17 protein-coding genes are annotated in these 17,780 nt (G+C 69.0%); 12 read left to right on the top strand and 5 right to left on the bottom strand.

The window, feature by feature from the left end:
- Positions 1-140: 140 nt before the first annotated feature.
- The 3 genes from JW364_RS09265 to JW364_RS09255 are packed head-to-tail and all read left to right on the top strand — an operon-like array spanning position 141 to position 1,902.
- Positions 141-911: a hypothetical protein gene (locus tag JW364_RS09265; RefSeq protein WP_205333497.1), complete on the top strand. Its 771-nt coding sequence runs from the start codon at positions 141-143 to the stop codon at positions 909-911.
- A complete protein-coding gene (locus tag JW364_RS09260) occupies positions 908-1,333 on the top strand; it encodes a hypothetical protein (protein ID WP_058252650.1) in 426 nt (141 codons plus the stop codon). The genes JW364_RS09265 and JW364_RS09260 overlap by 4 nt, the downstream gene beginning before the upstream one ends.
- Positions 1,334-1,338: 5 nt before the next feature.
- Entirely contained in the window at positions 1,339-1,902 is a 564-nt protein-coding gene (locus JW364_RS09255; protein ID WP_058252651.1) for a hypothetical protein, read from the top strand.
- On the opposite strand, the gene JW364_RS09250 is transcribed toward JW364_RS09255, so the two are convergent.
- The 3 genes from JW364_RS09250 to JW364_RS09240 all read right to left on the bottom strand — a co-directional run bounded on the left by JW364_RS09250 (position 1,884) and on the right by JW364_RS09240 (position 5,922).
- A complete protein-coding gene (locus tag JW364_RS09250) occupies positions 1,884-2,588 on the bottom strand; it encodes a hypothetical protein (protein ID WP_159370159.1) in 705 nt (234 codons plus the stop codon). The two genes, JW364_RS09255 and JW364_RS09250, sit on opposite strands and share 19 nt — an antisense overlap.
- Before the next feature lie 95 nt (positions 2,589-2,683).
- Positions 2,684-3,598 carry a manganese catalase family protein gene (locus JW364_RS09245; RefSeq protein ID WP_078113013.1) on the bottom strand — a complete coding sequence of 305 codons (915 nt, stop codon included), beginning with the start codon at positions 3,596-3,598 and terminating at the stop codon, positions 2,684-2,686.
- A gap of 230 nt (positions 3,599-3,828) precedes the next feature.
- Complete coding sequence (locus tag JW364_RS09240; RefSeq protein ID WP_205333498.1) at positions 3,829-5,922, bottom strand: acyl-CoA dehydrogenase; 2,094 nt, start codon at positions 5,920-5,922, stop codon at positions 3,829-3,831.
- Between the two features lie 157 nt (positions 5,923-6,079).
- Between JW364_RS09240 and JW364_RS09235 the strand changes: the two genes are divergently transcribed.
- Together JW364_RS09235 and JW364_RS09230 are read left to right on the top strand one after the other, a co-directional pair.
- Positions 6,080-6,775, top strand: a complete 696-nt coding sequence (locus tag JW364_RS09235; RefSeq protein WP_078113015.1) for a TetR family transcriptional regulator — start codon at positions 6,080-6,082, stop codon at positions 6,773-6,775.
- A 170-nt stretch (positions 6,776-6,945) separates the two neighbouring features.
- Entirely contained in the window at positions 6,946-8,109 is a 1,164-nt protein-coding gene (locus JW364_RS09230) for an acyl-CoA dehydrogenase (RefSeq protein ID WP_205333499.1), read from the top strand.
- 142 nt (positions 8,110-8,251) lie between these two features.
- Here JW364_RS09230 and JW364_RS09225 read toward each other — a convergent pair whose 3' ends face one another.
- Together JW364_RS09225 and JW364_RS09220 are read right to left on the bottom strand one after the other, a co-directional pair.
- Positions 8,252-8,740 (bottom strand): YdcF family protein, encoded by a 489-nt coding sequence (locus JW364_RS09225; protein WP_238995077.1) that lies wholly within the window; start codon positions 8,738-8,740, stop codon positions 8,252-8,254.
- Between the two features lie 195 nt (positions 8,741-8,935).
- Positions 8,936-10,405, bottom strand: coding sequence for an NAD-dependent succinate-semialdehyde dehydrogenase (locus JW364_RS09220; protein ID WP_165630524.1), 1,470 nt, complete (start codon positions 10,403-10,405; stop codon positions 8,936-8,938).
- Between the two features lie 136 nt (positions 10,406-10,541).
- On the opposite strand from JW364_RS09220, the gene JW364_RS09215 reads away from it, so the two are divergent.
- From JW364_RS09215 to ccsB, 7 genes are all read left to right on the top strand, one after another.
- Complete coding sequence (locus tag JW364_RS09215) at positions 10,542-11,483, top strand: SGNH/GDSL hydrolase family protein (RefSeq protein ID WP_165630523.1); 942 nt, start codon at positions 10,542-10,544, stop codon at positions 11,481-11,483.
- Positions 11,484-11,566: 83 nt separating this feature from the next.
- Positions 11,567-12,916, top strand: a complete 1,350-nt coding sequence (hemL, locus tag JW364_RS09210) for a glutamate-1-semialdehyde 2,1-aminomutase (RefSeq protein ID WP_165630522.1) — start codon at positions 11,567-11,569, stop codon at positions 12,914-12,916.
- Positions 12,916-13,542, top strand: coding sequence for a histidine phosphatase family protein (locus JW364_RS09205; RefSeq protein ID WP_078113019.1), 627 nt, complete (start codon positions 12,916-12,918; stop codon positions 13,540-13,542). The genes hemL and JW364_RS09205 overlap by 1 nt, the downstream gene beginning before the upstream one ends.
- A 15-nt stretch (positions 13,543-13,557) precedes the next feature.
- Positions 13,558-14,151 (top strand): TlpA disulfide reductase family protein, encoded by a 594-nt coding sequence (locus tag JW364_RS09200; protein WP_165630521.1) that lies wholly within the window; start codon positions 13,558-13,560, stop codon positions 14,149-14,151.
- Positions 14,151-14,963, top strand: coding sequence for a cytochrome c biogenesis CcdA family protein (locus JW364_RS09195; RefSeq protein WP_065629218.1), 813 nt, complete (start codon positions 14,151-14,153; stop codon positions 14,961-14,963). The genes JW364_RS09200 and JW364_RS09195 overlap by 1 nt, the downstream gene beginning before the upstream one ends.
- Before the next feature lie 11 nt (positions 14,964-14,974).
- Positions 14,975-16,732: a cytochrome c biogenesis protein ResB gene (locus tag JW364_RS09190; protein ID WP_205333500.1), complete on the top strand. Its 1,758-nt coding sequence runs from the start codon at positions 14,975-14,977 to the stop codon at positions 16,730-16,732.
- A gap of 20 nt (positions 16,733-16,752) precedes the next feature.
- On the top strand, positions 16,753-17,772 hold the full coding sequence (ccsB, locus tag JW364_RS09185; RefSeq protein ID WP_165630519.1) for a c-type cytochrome biogenesis protein CcsB: 1,020 nt from the start codon (positions 16,753-16,755) through the stop codon (positions 17,770-17,772).
- The last annotated feature ends 8 nt before the right edge of the window (positions 17,773-17,780 follow it).

Genomic DNA, 17,780 nt, shown 5'->3' with positions numbered 1-17,780 from the left:
GACCGAGTTCACATCCAGAAACTCACCCTGACGATCCGGCTCACCCTGCATACCCACCAGGATCCCAGCCCACCAGGCAAACCCGCTCACCCCACACCGAAACGACACCGACTATTTCAGCAGTCTCCTAGGCTGGTCCCATGTCCGCACCGTACGACCCCGCGTCCGACCCCGGCGCGCCGTCGCGACCGAAGATCCCCGACTCCGTCTCCATCGCCGTCGAGCTGTGGGTGGTGGTGATCGTCGGGCAGATCGTGGCGATGTTCGCGCAGACCGGCACCTTCGTCGACATGATTCGCGATCAGGTGAGTTCTGCTCCGCAGGAAGGGGTCCCGCCCGAGCAGATCGACTTCATGACCTCGTCGGGGTTCGTGGTCGGTGTGCTGGTCGTGACGTCGCTGTTCCTCACCGCGATCACGGCCTTGGTCGTCTGGTTCACCCGTAAGGGCTACAACTGGGCGCGGATCGTGCTGTCGGCGATGGGTGTCTACGTCGTGGTCAGCCTGCTCTTCTCGCTGTTCGGTGGCGACACGTCGCCGGCGTGGGCGATGGTCCCGCAGGTGATCAGCGGCGTCGCGGCGCTCGGTGCGACCGTGCTCCTCATGCGCGGGGACTCGGAAAAGTACTGCCGGGAGATGGCCGCGGCGCGGAAGCCGCAGCCGGTCCACCCGCCGTCACCCCCGTACGGCCAGAACCCGTACGGCCAGAACCCATACGGCCAGAACCCATACGGCCAGAACCCGTACGGCCAGAACCCGTACGGCCAGAACAGGCCGTATGGTGACAGCGATCGTCGCGGCGCGCCCGGCCCGTACTCCGACGACGCCCGATCCGAGCCCGTTCACCTCGACAAGCCGCATCCGGAGAACCGGGGCACCGACAACCAGAACGAAGGACCGAAGAACCAGTGACAAGTCCTGATCCGGCGCTGCGTCCGAAACTCGTCGTCTGGGCCTACCGGTGCTGGCTGACCTCCGGCGCACTGCTGATCGCGCTCGGTGCACTGGTCATCGTCGTGTCGGCGGCCAGCGACACCGGGACCGTCACGTCCGGGGTTCTCGGCGCCATGGTCGCCGTCGTGGGTGTCGGGTACATCCTGCTGGGCAGCAAGGCCTACACCGGCGATGTGCGGTGGCGGTCGTCGCTGGCGGCACTGACCCTGGTCGTCGTGGCCATGCTGCTGTTCCTGAGCCTGGGGATGAACTTCTTCGCGTTCCCGTTGCTCGCGGGCCTCATCGGTTTGTTCGGGTCGTTGCTCGCCTACCGTCCGCCCGCCGAGACCTGGTACACCGGCAAGGAGCCGGAACCCAAGACGCCGCGATCGCGCAAGTAGGGCACATGACCGACGACGATCCCGAAGGTCACGACCCCGTCGAGCCGGCGGGCGAGGTGCTGTTCGCCGAGTCCGGCGGCAGCTGGTGGGTGGTGCTGATCGGTCCGGTCCTGGTGGGCGCGGTCCTCGCGATGGAGATCGCCGGGCCCGGTCAGGTGCACTGGCCGGTGCTGGCGATATTCTTCGTGCTGCTGCTGGGGTTCTCGCTCGTGCAGGTGTCGGCAGCCCGTCGGCATGTCAGCGTCGAGCTCACCGAGACCACGCTCCGCCAGGGTGCCGTCACGACGCCGCTGGCCGACATCGCGAAGATCTTCCCGCCCAATCACAGCCACACCCCCGAGGACTGGGAGAGTGCGTCCGCGTTGGGCGAGCTGCACGGTGTACCGCGCCGCCGCAAGGGAATCGGTGTGCAGCTGACCTCCGGGCGGATCGCCCAGGCGTGGGCCCGCGACGTCGAGCGGTTGCGCAGCGAGCTCACGCAGGCACACGAGGCCGTCCGGCTGGGGTTACCGCCTCGGGGGACGTCGAGGACCGAACCGTCCTCGGAGGATCAGGACACCACGGAGTGACGCCCCGCCCGGCTGTCGCGGTAGGCGCGGCGTCGTAGATCCCCGAGCCACGACGGGGCGAACTCGACGCCCTCGGGCCGGTGCAGGATGGGGTCGAAATCCACGTCGAGTCCGGTGAGGACATGGTCGAGTTCGATCCGGACGACCGGCACGAACCGTCCGGCGCCGGCCTCCAGGACGATCACGATCGGTTGGTTGCGGCGGAGACGTGCAGCCAGGTCCTCGATCGACAGGCCCGACGAGTCCGACGGTTCGAGGATGCGCGCCCGAATCCAGTACAGGTCACCGTCGTACCGGTACGGCGTCAGGCTCGACACCGCGGTGGCCCAGTGCGTCGTCGGCAGCGGGACGGGTAGTCGGCCGTCGAGCGGGGCCGGGCCGGCGAGCAGGAGATCCCACGCGCCGGTGGCGTTGGTCGACGGCGACACCCCGCCGCCGCCGACGGTGCCGGGGTCGGTCGACGGGAAGCGGATGGCCAGGCCGACGATGTCCGGTAGGCCGCCGGGTGTGCCGATGCCCTTGGAGACCCGCACCGACACCGGGCCGCTGTGAAAGGGCAGTGGGTGGTCGGCCGACAGCGCGGCCGTGCCACCACACAGCAGACCGTCGGGGTGGAACACCCGGGCGTGTCTGAGGGCGGCCAGCCAGCGGAACGGGGTCGTGATGAGGTCGGGTAGTGCGCTCATGAGAACTCCGGTTGTCGGGTGGGCGCACGCGTGCCCGGAGGCGTCCCCGACATCGGGTCCACCGCCGGGCAGCGTGCACTGCACATGCTGTCGGTCTAGCCGGACGGGTCCGGGTCGACGACGTCCTTGATCTTGCCCATGACACCCTTCTCGGTGCCGAACTGCGGCTTCTGCGGGGTGCCCATCGCGCCGTCGTAGGTCGCGTAGAGCTTCGGGTCCGGCGGCGGACCCGACTGCCGGTCGCCCAGGGGCTGCGGATCGGCCAGGAACTTGAACTCGTGCGCGCCGTCGGGGGTGGGGCCGCTGGCCCAGCCGCCCTTGTTGGAGTCCTCCCCGTCGGACAGGTGCCACAGGGTGCTCGCGTGCTCGCTGAACTCCTCGTCGAAGAGGTCGTCGGGGGCGATCGTGCCCTCCAGGCCGTCCTCCTTGAGCTCCTCGATCCCCTTCAGCCAGAGGTTCTGGTGGAAGGTGTCGCGGGCGAGGTTGAACCGCAGCATGGCCTTCACGCCCGGATCGTCGGTCATGTGCCACAGGCGGGCCGTCTGGACGCGCCCCTGCGCCTCGGCGGTCACGTTGGCGTGGAAATCGGCGAGCAGATTGCCGCTGTGCGTGATGTATCCGCTGTTCCAGGGCACACCGTTGCTGTCGGCGAGACGGGGGCCGCCGCCGGAGAAGATGGCCTGGGTGGGGTCGGTGCCGCCGAGGACGGCGGCGACCACCGGGTCACCGAGGGCGTTCTCGGTCGAGTTGGTGACCGGCGCGCCTTCGAGCAGACGTGCGACCATGGTGGCGATCATCTCCACGTGACCGATCTCCTCGGTCGCGATGTCCATGATCATGTCCTTGTACTTGCCCTTCATGCGGCAGTTCCAGCCCTGCATGAGGTACTGCATCGTCACCGTCATCTCGCCATAGGCGCCGCCGAGCAACTCCTGGAGCTTGCGGGCGTAGATGGGGTCGGGCTTCTCGGGTTTGACGTCGAACTGCATGTAGTCGGTGTGGCGGAACATGATTCCCCTTCCGAATAGGCATGTGGCACGCTGTGGCAGCGCGAGTGGGACAAGTCGGGGCACAGGCAGTGGACGCGAGCCCGCGCGATCTCGTCGGTGCGTCGCAGCGTGGTCTCCACAGCGGCGTCGGCGGCAGTATGCCCGTGGTGCGCATGTCCAAACACCGGCGCCGAAACGAAACGCGGCCACCGTCTGTTCGACGGTGGCCGCGAAGGTCTCGAGAGCGGGGTTCAGCCGTTCTGGAGCATGGGTGCGCGCAGCAACTCTTCCGGGACGCCGAAGGCGTCGACGAGCGACCGGGCATGCGGCCGCAATTCCTGGCAGAGCTCGTTCACGCCGCGGCGGATCGCCTTGGCGCGCTCCACCGAGATGTGCCGGTGCATCATGAACCAGGACAGGTCGTCCTCCAGTGCCGAGTAGACGTACAGGTCGCACACCTTGCCCAGAAGCTCGGCCGCCGAACGTGAATCGCAATTCTCGATCGCCTCGACGAAGGCCTCGAGCACCACGCGTTCGATGTGCGCGTGCCCGACCTTCAGCAGGTGGTCCTGCGCGTTGTTGAACACCTCGAAAGCGTCGTTGTCGTCGTCGAGCGCGCGGCGTAGACGTTGCGCGCACGTCCGGACGAGGTGGTCCTCGCGGTTGCGGAACAACCTGATCTGGGTGCTGCGGTCGGTGAGCGCCGACTTCTCGGTGTCCTCGTCGGAACCGTCGAGCAGGGTCTGCACGACCTGCCGGACCGCGGTCTTCTCGGCCACCACGTCGCGGGCCATCCCCGCGATGAAGCGCACCCAGCCGCCCGCCGAGAGTCCTTGGACGTCTTCGGAGTACGCCGACAGCAGCTCCTTGGCGATGAGCTGCGTCATGATCGTGTTGTCGCCCTCGAAGGTGGTGAAGACGTCGATGTCACCCCGCATGATCGACAGCTGGTTCTCGTCGAGATAGCCTGCGCCGCCGCAAGCTTCACGGCTGACGTTGATCGCGTGGGAGGCGTGCCACGTGGCGTAGGCCTTGAGGCCGGCGGCCTGCCCCTCGAGCTGGCGCTGGCGTCCGGCGTCGGAGTCGTCGGGTGCGACCGACTGGACCTCGTGCAGTTCGTCGACGATCTCGTTCTGCGCGAATCCGATCGCGTACGACTTCGCGATGAGCGGCAACAGCTTCCGCTGGTGACCGAGGTAGTCCATCACGGTGATCTCGTCGGTGCCCTCGGGCGCCTCGAACTGCTTGCGGATCAATCCGTAGCGGGTCGAGAGTGCCAGCGCCTTGCGGCCGGCGGCACCCGCGGTCGCCGCCACGCTGACGCGGCCGCGGATGAGGGTGCCCAGCATGGTGAAGAAGCGGCGGTTGGTGTTCTCGATCGGCGAGCTGTAGCTGCCGTCTTCGGCGACGTCGGCGTAGCGGTTGAGCAGGTTCTCCGCGGGGATGCGGACGTTGTCGAACATGATCCGGCCGTTGTCGACGCCGGCGAGTCCGCCCTTGTACCCGCAGTCGCTGGTGGTGACGCCGGGCAGGTCGGCGCCGTCCTCGTCCCGGATCGGCACCACGAAACAGTGCACGCCACGGCCTTCGGGCTCCTCGTCGGGCCCGCCGGTGACGAGCTGGGCGAACACCGCGGCATACCGGGCGTGGGCGGCGGCGCCGCCGATGTAGTCCTTGCGGGACGACGGGGTGGGGGAGTTGATCACGAACTCGCGGGCCTCACGGTCGTAGGTCGCCGTGGTCTCAATGGCCTGCACGTTCGAGCCGTGCCCGGTCTCGGTCATCGCGAAGCACCCGAGGACGCTCAGGTCGATGATGCCGGGCACGTACTTCTCGTGATGCCGTGCGGTACCGAGGTTTTCGACGGCGCCGCCGAAGAGGCCCCATTGCACGCCGGCCTTGACCATGAGGGACAGGTCCGCGTAGCCGAGCATTTCGATGGCGGTGATCGACGCGCCGATGTCACCGCTGCCGCCGTGGTCCTCGGCGAAACCGGCGGCCGCGAAGCCCTGCGAGGCGAGCTCGCGCATCACCTCGAGGGTGTGGGCGCGTGCCTCGTCGAGCGTCCGGGACGGGTCGGGCAGGAGGTCGGCGCGGTTCGAGTTCTCCCGCACCGTCTCCCTCGTCGCGCGCCAGCGACCGTCGAGGACGAACCGCAGATTGTCGACGAGCAGGGCACGCTCGTCCGCGGACAGTTCGTCGTCGGCGGAGACGTCGGTCGGGGCGACCGGGTCGTCGACGGTCGGTTCGGTCGCGATGGGTGTCGGACTCGTCGTCGACGGGGTCTTCTCCGTCGAGCTCTTCTCAGCCGGGGTCTTCTCGGTGGGAGCGGTGGGGGTTGCCATGGCTCCACCGTACGTAGTGACCACGCGTCGGACCCAGCTTTTGTGGCGGTCGCTACTGACGAGTAATGCGCACCGATCCGCTGCACGGGTCCGCGCCGAACTCCCGGTTCGGGACGGTCCGAGGGTCTCGTCGCCTCGATGTGGTGATACTTGTCCCATGTCAGTCGCGGACACCGATCCGGCCGCCTTCCGCACGCGTGTCGTCGCCGAGTCCATCCGTCTGTTCAGCGAGCACGGTTACGAGTCGACGACCGTCGAGCAGCTCGCGGCCGCCGCCGGGATGTCCCGTCGCACGTTCTTCCGGCAGTTCGGGTCGAAGGAGGACGTGATCTTCGCCGACCACGAGTCGCTGCTCGCGCAGGTCGGCGACCGGCTCGCGGCCTCCGACGAGGATCCGTGGCTGGCGGTATGTGCGGCGGCCGAGCTGGTCTTCGCCCACTTCGTCCGGGATCGCGAACTCGCGGTGCGGCGCGCACAGGTGGTGCAGGAGGTGCCCGCGCTGCGGGATCGGGAGCTGGTGACGACGTACCGCTACCAGGGTGCGTTCGAGGAGTTCCTGCGCGCACGGTTGCCCGGCGAGTCGCCGGTGCGGGTGGTTGCCTACGTCGCGGCGGTCACGGGCACCCACAACTTCCTGCTGCGGCAGATGATCCGCGGCGACGCCGAAGCCACCCCCGAACGACTGCGGGACGAGCTGCACCGAGTGGCGATGGCACTCGGTGCCGGGGGCGCCGGCGGCGCATCGGTCCCGGGCGGCGGGTCGCGCGGACAGGTCACCGTGGTTGCCTATCCGGCCGGGATGTCTCGCTCGGAAGTCGCACGTCGGGTGGCCGAAGAGCTGGGGGAGGACTGACCCGGCGGAGGGCTGCGGGACATCGGCGCCGGTTTCGGGGACAATCGGCGGGGACGGGGATTGCATCGATTGACATGGCACTCAGTGCCGTGCTGAACTGGTTGTCAACATCTGCCGGCACCCCGTGTGCCGGGAACGAACAGGCACTCGCTGTGCCGTGAGGAGTTGTCATGGGCTACGGAAATCCCGACTTCAACGTCTTCGAGCTCCCGGAAGAGCACATCGCGCTGCGCGAGGCGATCCGTGCGCTCTCGGAGAAGGAGATCGAGCCGCACGCCGCCGACGTCGACGAGAACTCGCGGTTCCCGCAAGAGGCGCTCGACGCCCTCGTCGCATCGGGTTTCAACGCCATCCACGTGCCCGAGGAATACGGCGGCCAGGGTGGCGACTCCATCGCAGCCTGCATCGTCATCGAGGAAGTGGCCCGCGTGGACGCCTCGGCGTCGCTGATCCCGGCCGTCAACAAGCTCGGCACCATGGGCCTGATCCTCAACGGCTCGGACGAGCTCAAGCAGCAGGTGCTCCCGGGCATCGCCTCCGGTGAGGCCATGGCCTCCTACGCGCTGTCCGAGCGCGAGGCCGGTTCCGACGCCGCAGGCATGAAGACCCGCGCCCGCAAGGACGGCAACAACTGGGTCCTCAACGGCTCCAAGTGCTGGATCACCAACGGCGGCAAGTCGACCTGGTACACCGTCATGGCCGTGACCGACCCGGAGAAGAAGGCCAACGGCATCTCCGCGTTCATGGTCCACAAGGACGACCCCGGCTTCACCGTCGGCCCGCTGGAGAAGAAGCTCGGCATCAAGGGTTCGCCCACCGCCGAGCTGTACTTCGAGGACTGCACCATCCCGCTCGACCGCATCATCGGCGACGAGGGCACCGGCTTCAAGACCGCCCTGCAGACCCTCGACCACACCCGCCCGACCATCGGTGCACAGGCCGTCGGCATCGCGCAGGGTGCGCTCGACAAGGCGATCGAATACGTCAAGGACCGCAAGCAGTTCGGCAAGCCGATCAGCTCGTTCCAGGGCGTCGAGTTCATGATCGCCGACATGGCGATGAAGGTCGAGGCCGCTCGCCTCATGGTCTACACCTCGGCCGCTCGCGCCGAGCGCGGCGAGAAGAACCTGGGCTTCATCTCCTCGGCGTCGAAGTGCTTCGCCTCCGACGTTGCCATGGAGGTCACCACCGACGCCGTCCAGCTCTTCGGCGGTGCCGGTTACACCCGCGACTTCCCGGTCGAGCGCATGATGCGCGACGCCAAGATCACCCAGATCTACGAGGGCACCAACCAGATCCAGCGCGTCGTCATGAGCCGCGCGCTCCTGCGCTGATCGCCCCTGAAGCAACACGATCTCGCCCCGTCGGCTTCGGCCGGCGGGGCGAGCTGCGTTCTCGCGGTGCCGTTTCCGTCCCGCTGATGGGATCGAATCAGCGGGATGGAAATGGCGACGCGAGAAGGGTATTCGCGAGGTGCTAGGCGTACGCCGACCGGAACTCGATGCGCGCGCCCTGTTGCCGGGCCGCGTCGCGGAAGTTCTTCATCGCGCGTTCCATGTGGAAGCCGTTGGTCACGATGATCGCGCCGTTGGCGCCCATGTGCTTCAGCATCCGCACCGTGTTCTGGGCGTTCTGCACCGTGGAGGTGGAGGCGCCCTCGTTGACCATCTGCCACATGGGAATTCCACGTCGGATGAGCCCGAGGTTCATGAACTGGGCCTCGGTGACGGGCAGCCAGTGGGTGTCGCCCCCGGAGACGATCATGCGGTTGAACGGGTGCTTCTTGCCGAGGTTCGCCGCGACGTCGAGACGACGCTTGAGGACATCCGGAGTTTGCCCGAGAACGCCGAACTTGGCGCCGAGTACGACGATGTACCGGGTCCCCGGACTCTGCCAGAGGAAGTTGCTGTTCGGGGTGCCGAGTTCGGAGCTACCGAGGTCGACGCTGCCGAAATCGGTACTGATCGCGGCGTTCTCGACCTACGCCACCGGTTCGGACGGTGCGACGGCGACCGCCACCGAGGCGGCAGTTGCGATTGCGGCCGCGGCTGCCGCGGTCGTGAGGGTTCTACGACGCATGGTGACCGAGTGTAGGGATCAGTACGGTCGTACAGGTATCGGATCGATAACACCTGTATCACTAGTCACATACGTAACACGCTAGGTGAGCGCGATGTACTTCACCGAGAGGTACTCGTCGATGCCCTCGCTGCCGCCCTCGCGTCCGATCCCGGACTGCTTGATGCCGCCGAACGGTGCTGCGGCGTCGGAGATCACGCCGCGGTTGACCCCGACCATGCCGGAGTCCAGGGCGCCCGCGACGCGCATGCAGCGCTCGAGGTCGCGGCTGTAGAAGTACGACGCCAGGCCGTACTCGGTCGAGTTGGCGGCCTCGATGCCCGCGGACTCGACGTCGAAGGTGCTGATCACCGCGACGGGTCCGAAGATCTCCTCGCGCGTCACCGGCGCGTACGGATCGACGTTGTCGAGAACCGTTGCGGGATAGAAGAAACCCCGACCTTCCGGACGTTCGCCGCCCAGTCGCACACGGGCACCGTCGGCGACGGCCTGCTCGACCGCGTCGGCAACCTTGTCCCGCTGGTCGGCGTTCACCAGCGGCCCCAGGGTCACCCCGTCGTCGTACCCCGGTCCCATCCGGACCTCCGACATCTTCGCCACCAGCTTCTCGGTGAATTCCTCGGCGACACCGGACTGCACCAGGAACCGATTCGCGGCGGTGCAGGCCTCGCCCCCGTTGCGCATCTTGGCGGCGAACGCGCCCTCGACCGCGGCGTCGACGTCGGCGTCGTCGAAGACCAGGAACGGGGCGTTGCCGCCGAGCTCCATCGACGTGCGCAGGACGCGGTCGGCGGCCTGACCGAGCAAACTGCGACCCACCGGCGTCGACCCGGTGAAGCTGATCTTGCGGATGCGATCGTCGGTGATCAACGTCGACGACACGTCGCCGCTCGACGTGGTGGGCAACACCGACAGCACGCCGGGCGGCAAACCGGCTTCGGCGAAGGCCTCGGCCAGTGCCAGCATCGTCAGCGGCGTCTCGCGGGCCGGCTTCACGAGCATCACGTTGCCCGCGGCGAGCGCGGGCCCGATCTTGCGCGTCCCCATCGCGAGCGGGAAGTTCCACGGTGTGATCGCCAGGCACGGCCCGACGGGCTGGTGGGCCACCAGGATGCGCCCGTTGCCGGCCGGCGACGGACTGAACCGACCGCCGATCCGGACGGCCTCCTCGGCGAACCACCGCAAGAACTCGAGTCCGTACGTCGTCTCCGCCCGGCTGTCGGGGAGGGCGCGGCCCAGCTCGAGGGTCATCAGCATGGCGATGTCGTCGGCGCGATCGGTGAGCAACTGGAAGGTCCGACGGAGGATTTCGCCGCGCTCCCGGGGCGCGGTGGCCGCCCAGTCCGCCGACGCGGCGACGGCGGAATCGAGAGCGCGGCGGGCATCGGCAACCCCCGCGTCGGCGACCGAGACGAGCGACTCCTCGGTCGCGGCGTCGTAGACCTCGAAGGTCCCGCCGTCGGCTGCGGGTGTGGACCGGCCGTCGATCCAGAGCCCGGTGGGCACGCCGTCGAGCACGGCCTGCGGGTCGAGAATCTCCTTGTCGCTCATGCGCATTCACATCCTCGTGACTCGGCTGCGGGACCCCGCACGATGCGGCGATCCCCCTCGGCGAACCACGCTACTCGCGTGGGCGGGCGGCCGGTCGGTGGTTGCCGACGGGCTTCACCGGACGCAGGATGGCGGCATGACGGCACGCAGGTTCGACGATCGACGTCCACGGCGGCTCATCCGGTCCGGGCTCGTGCTGCTCGCGGCGGGAGCGGTCCTCGCCGGCTGTGCCCAGTCGACGCAGAACGACGCCCAGTCGACGGAAACACCTGCCCAGTCGACGCGAACGACTGCACAGTCGACGGAGAACAGTGCACAGTCGACGGAGTACGTGAACCTCGGCGACAGCTTCAGCGCCGGGACCGGCGTGCGGCCACTGGAGGAGGACTCGCCGATCTACTGCCTGCGGTCGTCGAGGAACTACGCGCACGTCGTCGCGGCGGACGAGGACTTCGACCTCACCGACGTCAGCTGCGCGGGCGCCGACACCGCCGACTTCCGCGAGTCGCAGCACCAGGGCGTGCCGCCCCAGCTCGACGCCCTCGACGGCGACACCGACGTGGTCACGATGATGATCGGCGGCAACGACGAGGAGACGTACGGTCGCGCGATCCGGCTCTGCGGCGAACTGGCCGACGCCGACCGCACCGGCTCGCCGTGCACGGACCGTTACGGACGGGCGCTGATCGAGCCGGTCGCCACCGACATCTATCCCGCCGTGCGCCAGGCCCTGCGCGACGTCCGGGACCGCGCGCCGAACGCGCGCGTCCTGCTCGTCGGCTATCCCTGGCTGGTCCCGCCGACCGCCGGCTGCTATCCCGAGATGCGACTCGCCGCCGGGGACGTATCGATGATCCGCGAGCTCCAGACCGCGCTCAACACGTACGGGCGGCGCGCGGCCGAGGACGAGGGCGTCGAGTTCGTCGACATGTCACAGGTGTCCGAGGGTCACGACGCGTGTGCCGGCGCGCAGCGCTGGATCGAGCCGATGACCACCTCGGGACCCGGCGCGGTGCATCCCAACGAGGCGGGTCAGGCGGCGATCGCCGAGCAGGTGCGCACCGCGCTCGCGAGCTGACCGGGTCCGGTTCGAGCCGGGTCGCACCCCCTCCGACCAGCGAGGATTTGGGTCACCCGGTGCCGTTTGGAACACTGTAGGCCGTGACCCCTTCCGCTGCTGCCACGCCCGCTCCCGGCACGGCCGCCTCCGCCGCGCTGTTCACCCGCGCGACGCAGGCCATCCCGGGCGGCGTCAACTCCCCGGTGCGCGCGTTCTCCGCGGTCGGCGGGACCCCTCGCTTCATCGCCTCGGCGTCCGGATGCCGGCTGACCGACGCCGATGGCAACGACTACGTCGACCTCGTGAGCTCTTGGGGTCCGATGATCCTGGGGCACGCGCACCCGGCCGTCGTCGAGGCGGTGCGTGAGGCGGCCACCGGCGGCCTGTCTTTCGGCGCCCCGACCGAGGCCGAGATCGAACTCGCCGAGGAGATCATCGGCCGCGTCGACCCCGTCGAGCGCGTCCGGCTGGTGAACTCCGGCACCGAGGCGACGATGTCGGCGATCCGGCTGGCCCGCGGCTACACGGGCCGGTCCAAGATCATCAAGTTCGCCGGCTGCTACCACGGTCACGTCGACGCGCTGCTGGCCGCGGCCGGCTCCGGCGTCGCCACGCTCGGCCTGCCGACGAGCCCCGGCGTCACCGGTGCGTCGGCACACGACACCCTCGTGCTGCCCTACAACGACCTCACCGCCGTCGCCGACGCCTTCGCCGAGTTCGGCGACGACATCGCCGCCGTCATCACCGAGGCCGCGGCCGGGAACATGGGCGCGGTCGCGCCGGTCGAGGGATTCAACGCCGGACTCCGCGACCTGACGCGCCGCCACGGCGCGCTGCTGATCATGGACGAGGTCATGACCGGGTTCCGGGTGAGCCCGAGTGGCTGGTACGGACTCGAGGGCGTGGCCGGTGACCTCTACACCTTCGGCAAGGTCATGAGCGGAGGTCTGCCCGCGGCGGCGTTCGGCGGCCGTGCGGACGTCATGGAACGTCTCGCGCCGACCGGGCCGGTGTACCAGGCGGGCACGCTGTCGGGGAATCCCGTCGCCGTCGCCGCCGGCCTCGCCACCCTGCGCAACGCCGACGTCGAGGTCTACCGCACGCTCGACGCGAACGCCGACCGGCTCGCGACCGTGCTGCACGAGGCCCTCTCCGCGGCCGGGGTGGCCCACCGCGTGCAGAAGGCGGGCAGCCTGCTGAGTGTGTTCTTCACTACCGACCCGGAGATCCCGATCTTCGACTACGACGGCGTCGCCGCCACCGAGACCTGGCGGTTTGCGCCATTCTTCCACGCCCTGCTCGAGCGTGGCGTGTACGCGCCGCCGAGCGCCTACGAAGCCTGGTTTGTGTCCGCGGCGCTGGACGAGGATGCTTTCTCGCAGATCGCCGATGCGCTGCCCGCGGCAGCGCAGGCGGCCGCGACCGCAGCCACCCCGGGGGACAACGCCTGATGCACACGATCGTCCACATGATGCGCCACGGAGAGGTCGACAACCCCGACGGCATCCTGTACGGCCGTCTCCCCGGCTTCCGCCTCTCCGGCGACGGCCAGGCGCAGGCCCGTAAGGTCGCCGACACCCTCGCCGACCACGACGTCAAGGCCGTGTTCGCCTCGCCGCTGCAGCGCGCGCAGGAGACCGCCACCCCGATCGCCGCCGCGCACGGCATCCCGATCCTCACCAACGACGACCTCATCGAAGCCGACAACGTCTTCGAGGGTCTCAAGGTCTCCGTCGGCGACGGTGCGCTGAGCAAGCCCCGGCACTGGCCCAAACTCCGCGACCCGTTCACGCCGTCGTGGGGCGAGCCCTACATCCAGCTCGCGCACCGCATGCTGGCCGCGGCGAACAAGGCCCGCGACGCCGCCCGCGGTCACGAAGCCGTCTGCGTCAGCCACCAACTGCCCGTGTACACGTTGCGCCGGTTCCTCGAAGGTCAGCGCCTCTGGCACGACCCGCGTCGCCGCCAGTGCTCGCTGGCCTCGCTGACCAGCCTCATCTACGACGACGACGCCCTCGTCGACATCATCTACTCCGAGCCGGCCGGGTCCTCGGACCCACTGGCCACCGGTGCGTGAAGAAAGCCTGACGTAGTGCGCAAGTTCCTCCTGCCGACGATGTTGTCGGCCCTGATCCTGCTGGTCGCCGGATGCAGCACCGGCGACGACGCGGTCGCGCAGGGGAACACCTTCCAGTTCGTGTCACCGGGCGGGCAGACCGTCATCACCTACGCGCCCGACGAGCGCAAGCCGATCGCCGAACTCGCCGGCGAGGACCTCGTCACCGAGCAGCCGCTGTCGCTGTCCGACGAGCGGTTCGCGGACAAGGTCGTCGTCGTCAACGTGTGGGGTTCATGGTGCGGACCCTGCCGCGGTGAGGCCGACGACCTCGAGCGCGTCTACGAACGCAATCGCGCCGACGGGGTGGAATTCCTCGGCATCAACCTGCGCGACGACCGGGAGTCCGCCAAGGACTTCGTGCTCGACCGCAAGGTCGGGTTCCCGTCGATCTACGACTTCCCGGGGATGTCACTGGCCGCTCTGACCACGCCCACCTCGGTGGTGCCGACGACGATCGTCCTCGATCGTGAGCACCGTCCGGCGGCGGTGTTCCTCAAGGCGGTCTCCGACAACGAGCTCGACGAGGTCGTCAAGCGCGTCGCGGCCGAGCCGGCGGGGTCGATGTGATGGACCCCACCACCCTGGTGCTCGCCTCCTCGATCGGCGACACCTTCGCCGACACCGTCTCCAGCGGACCGCTGCTGCTCGCCTTCGCCGCCTGCCTGCTCGCCGGGCTCGTGTCCTTCGCCTCCCCGTGCGTCGTGCCCCTCGTCCCGGGCTACCTGTCCTACCTCGCGGGTCTCGTCGGGGCCGAGGCGCCCGCGGTGAAGGTGGGGGAGAGCGCCAAGAGCGGCCGGTCGCGGGTCGCGCTGGCCGCCGGCCTGTTCGTCCTCGGCTTCACCGTCGTCTTCGTCGCCGCCACCGCCACCGTCCTCGGCGTGACCAGTACCTTCGTGTTGAATCGCGAACTGCTGCAACGCATCGGCGGGGTCGTGACCATCGCCATGGGACTGGTGTTCATCGGTCTCATCCCGGCGTTGCAGCGGGAGGTCCGCTTCGAGCCGCGGCGGGTCTCCAACATCGTCGGGGCGCCGCTGCTCGGAGCGGTCTTCGCACTCGGCTGGACGCCGTGCCTCGGGCCGACCCTCGCGGCGGTGATCGCGACCGTCAGCGGGACCGAGGGGTCGACGGCGGCCAAGGGCGTGACCCTCATCGTCGCGTACTGCCTCGGCCTGGGCCTGCCCTTCGTGATCCTGGCGTTCTCCTCGGCCTGGGCCCTGCGCAGTCTCGGCTGGCTCCGCCGGAACGCCCGCACGATCCAGGTGATCGGGGGCGTCCTGCTGATCGGGGTCGGCGTCGCCCTCCTGACCGGCTGGTGGGACCAGTTCATCGTCTGGGTCCAGGTCCGCTTCGTCACCGACACCCAACTACCGATCTGAGTGCTGTCCTGATGACCGATGTGACCGACCGCCCGCAGGTGGACACCCCCGAGCCGGCCCCGAAGCCCCACTGGGCCCGCCGCCGGGTGCTGTGGCCGCTGCGCAACCTGTGGCGTTCGCTGACCTCGATGCGGACCGCGCTGATCCTGCTGTTCCTGCTCGCCCTCGCCGCGATCCCGGGTGCCCTGCTCCCGCAGCGCGAGCTCAACGAGCAGAAGACCCTGGAGTACATCGCCGCCCGCGGTCAGCTCGGCGTGTGGATGGACCGCCTGCAGCTCTTCGACGTCTTCTCCAGCGCCTGGTTCACCGCGATCTACGTCCTGCTCTTCATCTCCCTCGTCGGCTGCCTGACGCCGCGCATGGTCGAGCACTTCCACAGCCTGCGCGCGAAACCCGTTGCCGCACCGCGCAACCTGTCGCGCTTGCCGCGGCACGTGACCCACACCGTCGACGGGGATCCGGAGACGGTCGCCCGACGGATCGACGGCCGGTTGCGCGGGTGGCGTCGCGAGGTCGTGGTCCGCGAGCCGAGCAAGGCGTATCCGGACGGGTGCGTCGAGGTCTCGGCGGAGAAGGGCTACCTGCGCGAGTTCGGCAACCTGGTGTTCCACTTCGCGCTGCTGGCGCTGCTGGTGTCGATCGCGCTGGGCAAGATGTACGGCTACGAGGGCACCCGCAGCCTCGTCGCCGACGGCGAACAGGGACTGTGCAACACCTCGACCGCGGTCTACGACTCGTTCCGCGCCGGCAACCTGGTCGACGGCACCGACCTGTCGCCGTTCTGCTTCCGCGTCGACGACTTCTCGGCGACCTTCCTGCCCAGCGGTCAGCCCGACATGTACGACGCCACCATCCGGTACGCCGCGGGCAGTGACGGCAGCGTGGGCAACCTCGGCGATCCCGCCGGCTGGGACACCGCGTCGGTGCGCGTCAACGAACCGCTTCGCGTCGCGGGCGACCGGGTCTACGTCCTCGGCAACGGTTTCGCGCCGACGTTCACGGTGACCTTCCCCAACGGGGAGAAGCGCACGCAGACCACCCCGTTCGTGCCGGACGAGCTCCAGACGATGCTCTCCTCGGGCGCGGCCCGTTTCGACACCCCGGCGGGTCTGTACCCCGACGCCGACGACCGCCGGAAGAACCAGATCGCGCTGGAGGGCCTGTTCGCGCCCACCGCGTCGTTCCACGGCTCGCTGCTGACGTCGTCGTCGCCGACCCCCGACGACCCCTTCGTCGCGATCCGGATCTTCAAGGGCGACACCGGTCTGGACACCGGCAGACCGCAGAACGTCTACTCGCTCGATCAGGACCTCGTCGAACAGGGCCGCCTCCAACGTCAGGCGCAGGTCAACCTCGCGGTCGGCCAGAGCCACACCCTCGCCGACGGCACGACGGTGACCTTCGACGGCTACGAGCGGTGGGTGTCGGTCCAGGTCTCGCACGACCCCGCCCAGATCTGGGTGCTGGTGAGCTCGATCGTCATGCTCGGCGGTCTGCTGGTGTCGCTGCTGATCCGCCGCCGCCGCATCTGGGCCCGCCTGGTCCCGGTGCCGGCTGCGAGCGCTCATGCCGACGGCGATGGCCAGGACACCGATGGCCCGGACACCGATGGCCCGGACACTGGGCAACGACGTACTGTAGTAGAAATCGCCGGGCTGGCGCGTACCGATCAGGCCGGTTGGGGTGAGGGCTTCGACGAGCAGGCGGCCGAGCTGGTGGCCGACGACGCCGACGGACCTGCCTCGCGGCGGACGACCCGGCGGCTCTAGCGGCCGGCGAAAGGAAGCACATGAACACCGACGCTCCGGCGATGCCGATCGACGAGACCCTCGCGCGGTACTCGGACCTGCTCTACGGCACGGCCATGACGGTCTACGTCGTCGCGGTCATCTTGTTCCTGGGCGCCCTCGCCGCGGTCCGCGGCCGACGCCTCGAGCAGAAGCAGCTGGTCAACGCCGGGGCGAACGGAACCGACACGCGGGTGCCCGGGCGGGTCGACGAGTCGTCGCGCCGGACCCTGGGCGAGAAGCTCGGCAACATGGCGCTCCCGGTCGTCGTCGTCGGCCTCGCCGCGCACATCGGTTCGATCGTGCTCCGCGGCATCGCGACCGACCGTGCGCCCTGGGGCAACATGTACGAGTTCATCTCGATGACGTGTGCCGCGGGCGTGCTCGCCGCCCTGATCATCCTGCGCAAGCGCGAGCACCGCCCGCTGCTCTCGTTCGTGCTGTTGCCCGTCATCCTGCTGATGTTCATCGCCGGTCGCTGGCTCTACACCCAGGCCGCACCCGTCGTCCCGGCCCTGAAGTCCTACTGGCTCGCCGTGCACGTCTCGATCATCTCGGTGTCCTCGGGCATCCTGCTGGTGTCCGGTGTGGCTAGCATCCTCTACCTGATCAAGATGCGGTGGGCTCCGACCTCGTCCGACGACTCCGCCACAACCGCGACCCGTCCGGGTCTGGGCGGCGCAGTCCGTCGGGTCGTCGAACATCTGCCGTCCGTCGAGCAACTCGACCGCCTGGCCTACAAGTGCGTCGTGATCGGCTTCCCGCTGTTCGGCCTCGGGGTGATCTGCGGTGCCATCTGGGCCGAGGCGGCCTGGGGCCGATTCTGGGGCTGGGACCCCAAGGAGACGGTGTCCTTCATCGCCTGGGTGATCTACGCGGCCTATCTGCACGCACGCGCGACGGCGGGCTGGCGCAGCAATGCCGCGGCCTGGATCAACGTCGCCGGATTCGTGGCGATGCTGTTCAACCTGTTCATCATCAACCTGGTCGTCTCGGGGCTGCACTCCTACGCCGGTCTGTGAGTACCGCC

It is taken from the genome of Gordonia sp. BP-119 (assembly GCF_016924115.1).
In the GTDB taxonomy this organism is placed as follows: domain Bacteria; phylum Actinomycetota; class Actinomycetes; order Mycobacteriales; family Mycobacteriaceae; genus Gordonia; species Gordonia hongkongensis.
The sequence above is the reverse complement of the archived record's forward strand: the minus strand, read 5'-3'. Positions and strand labels throughout refer to the sequence as shown.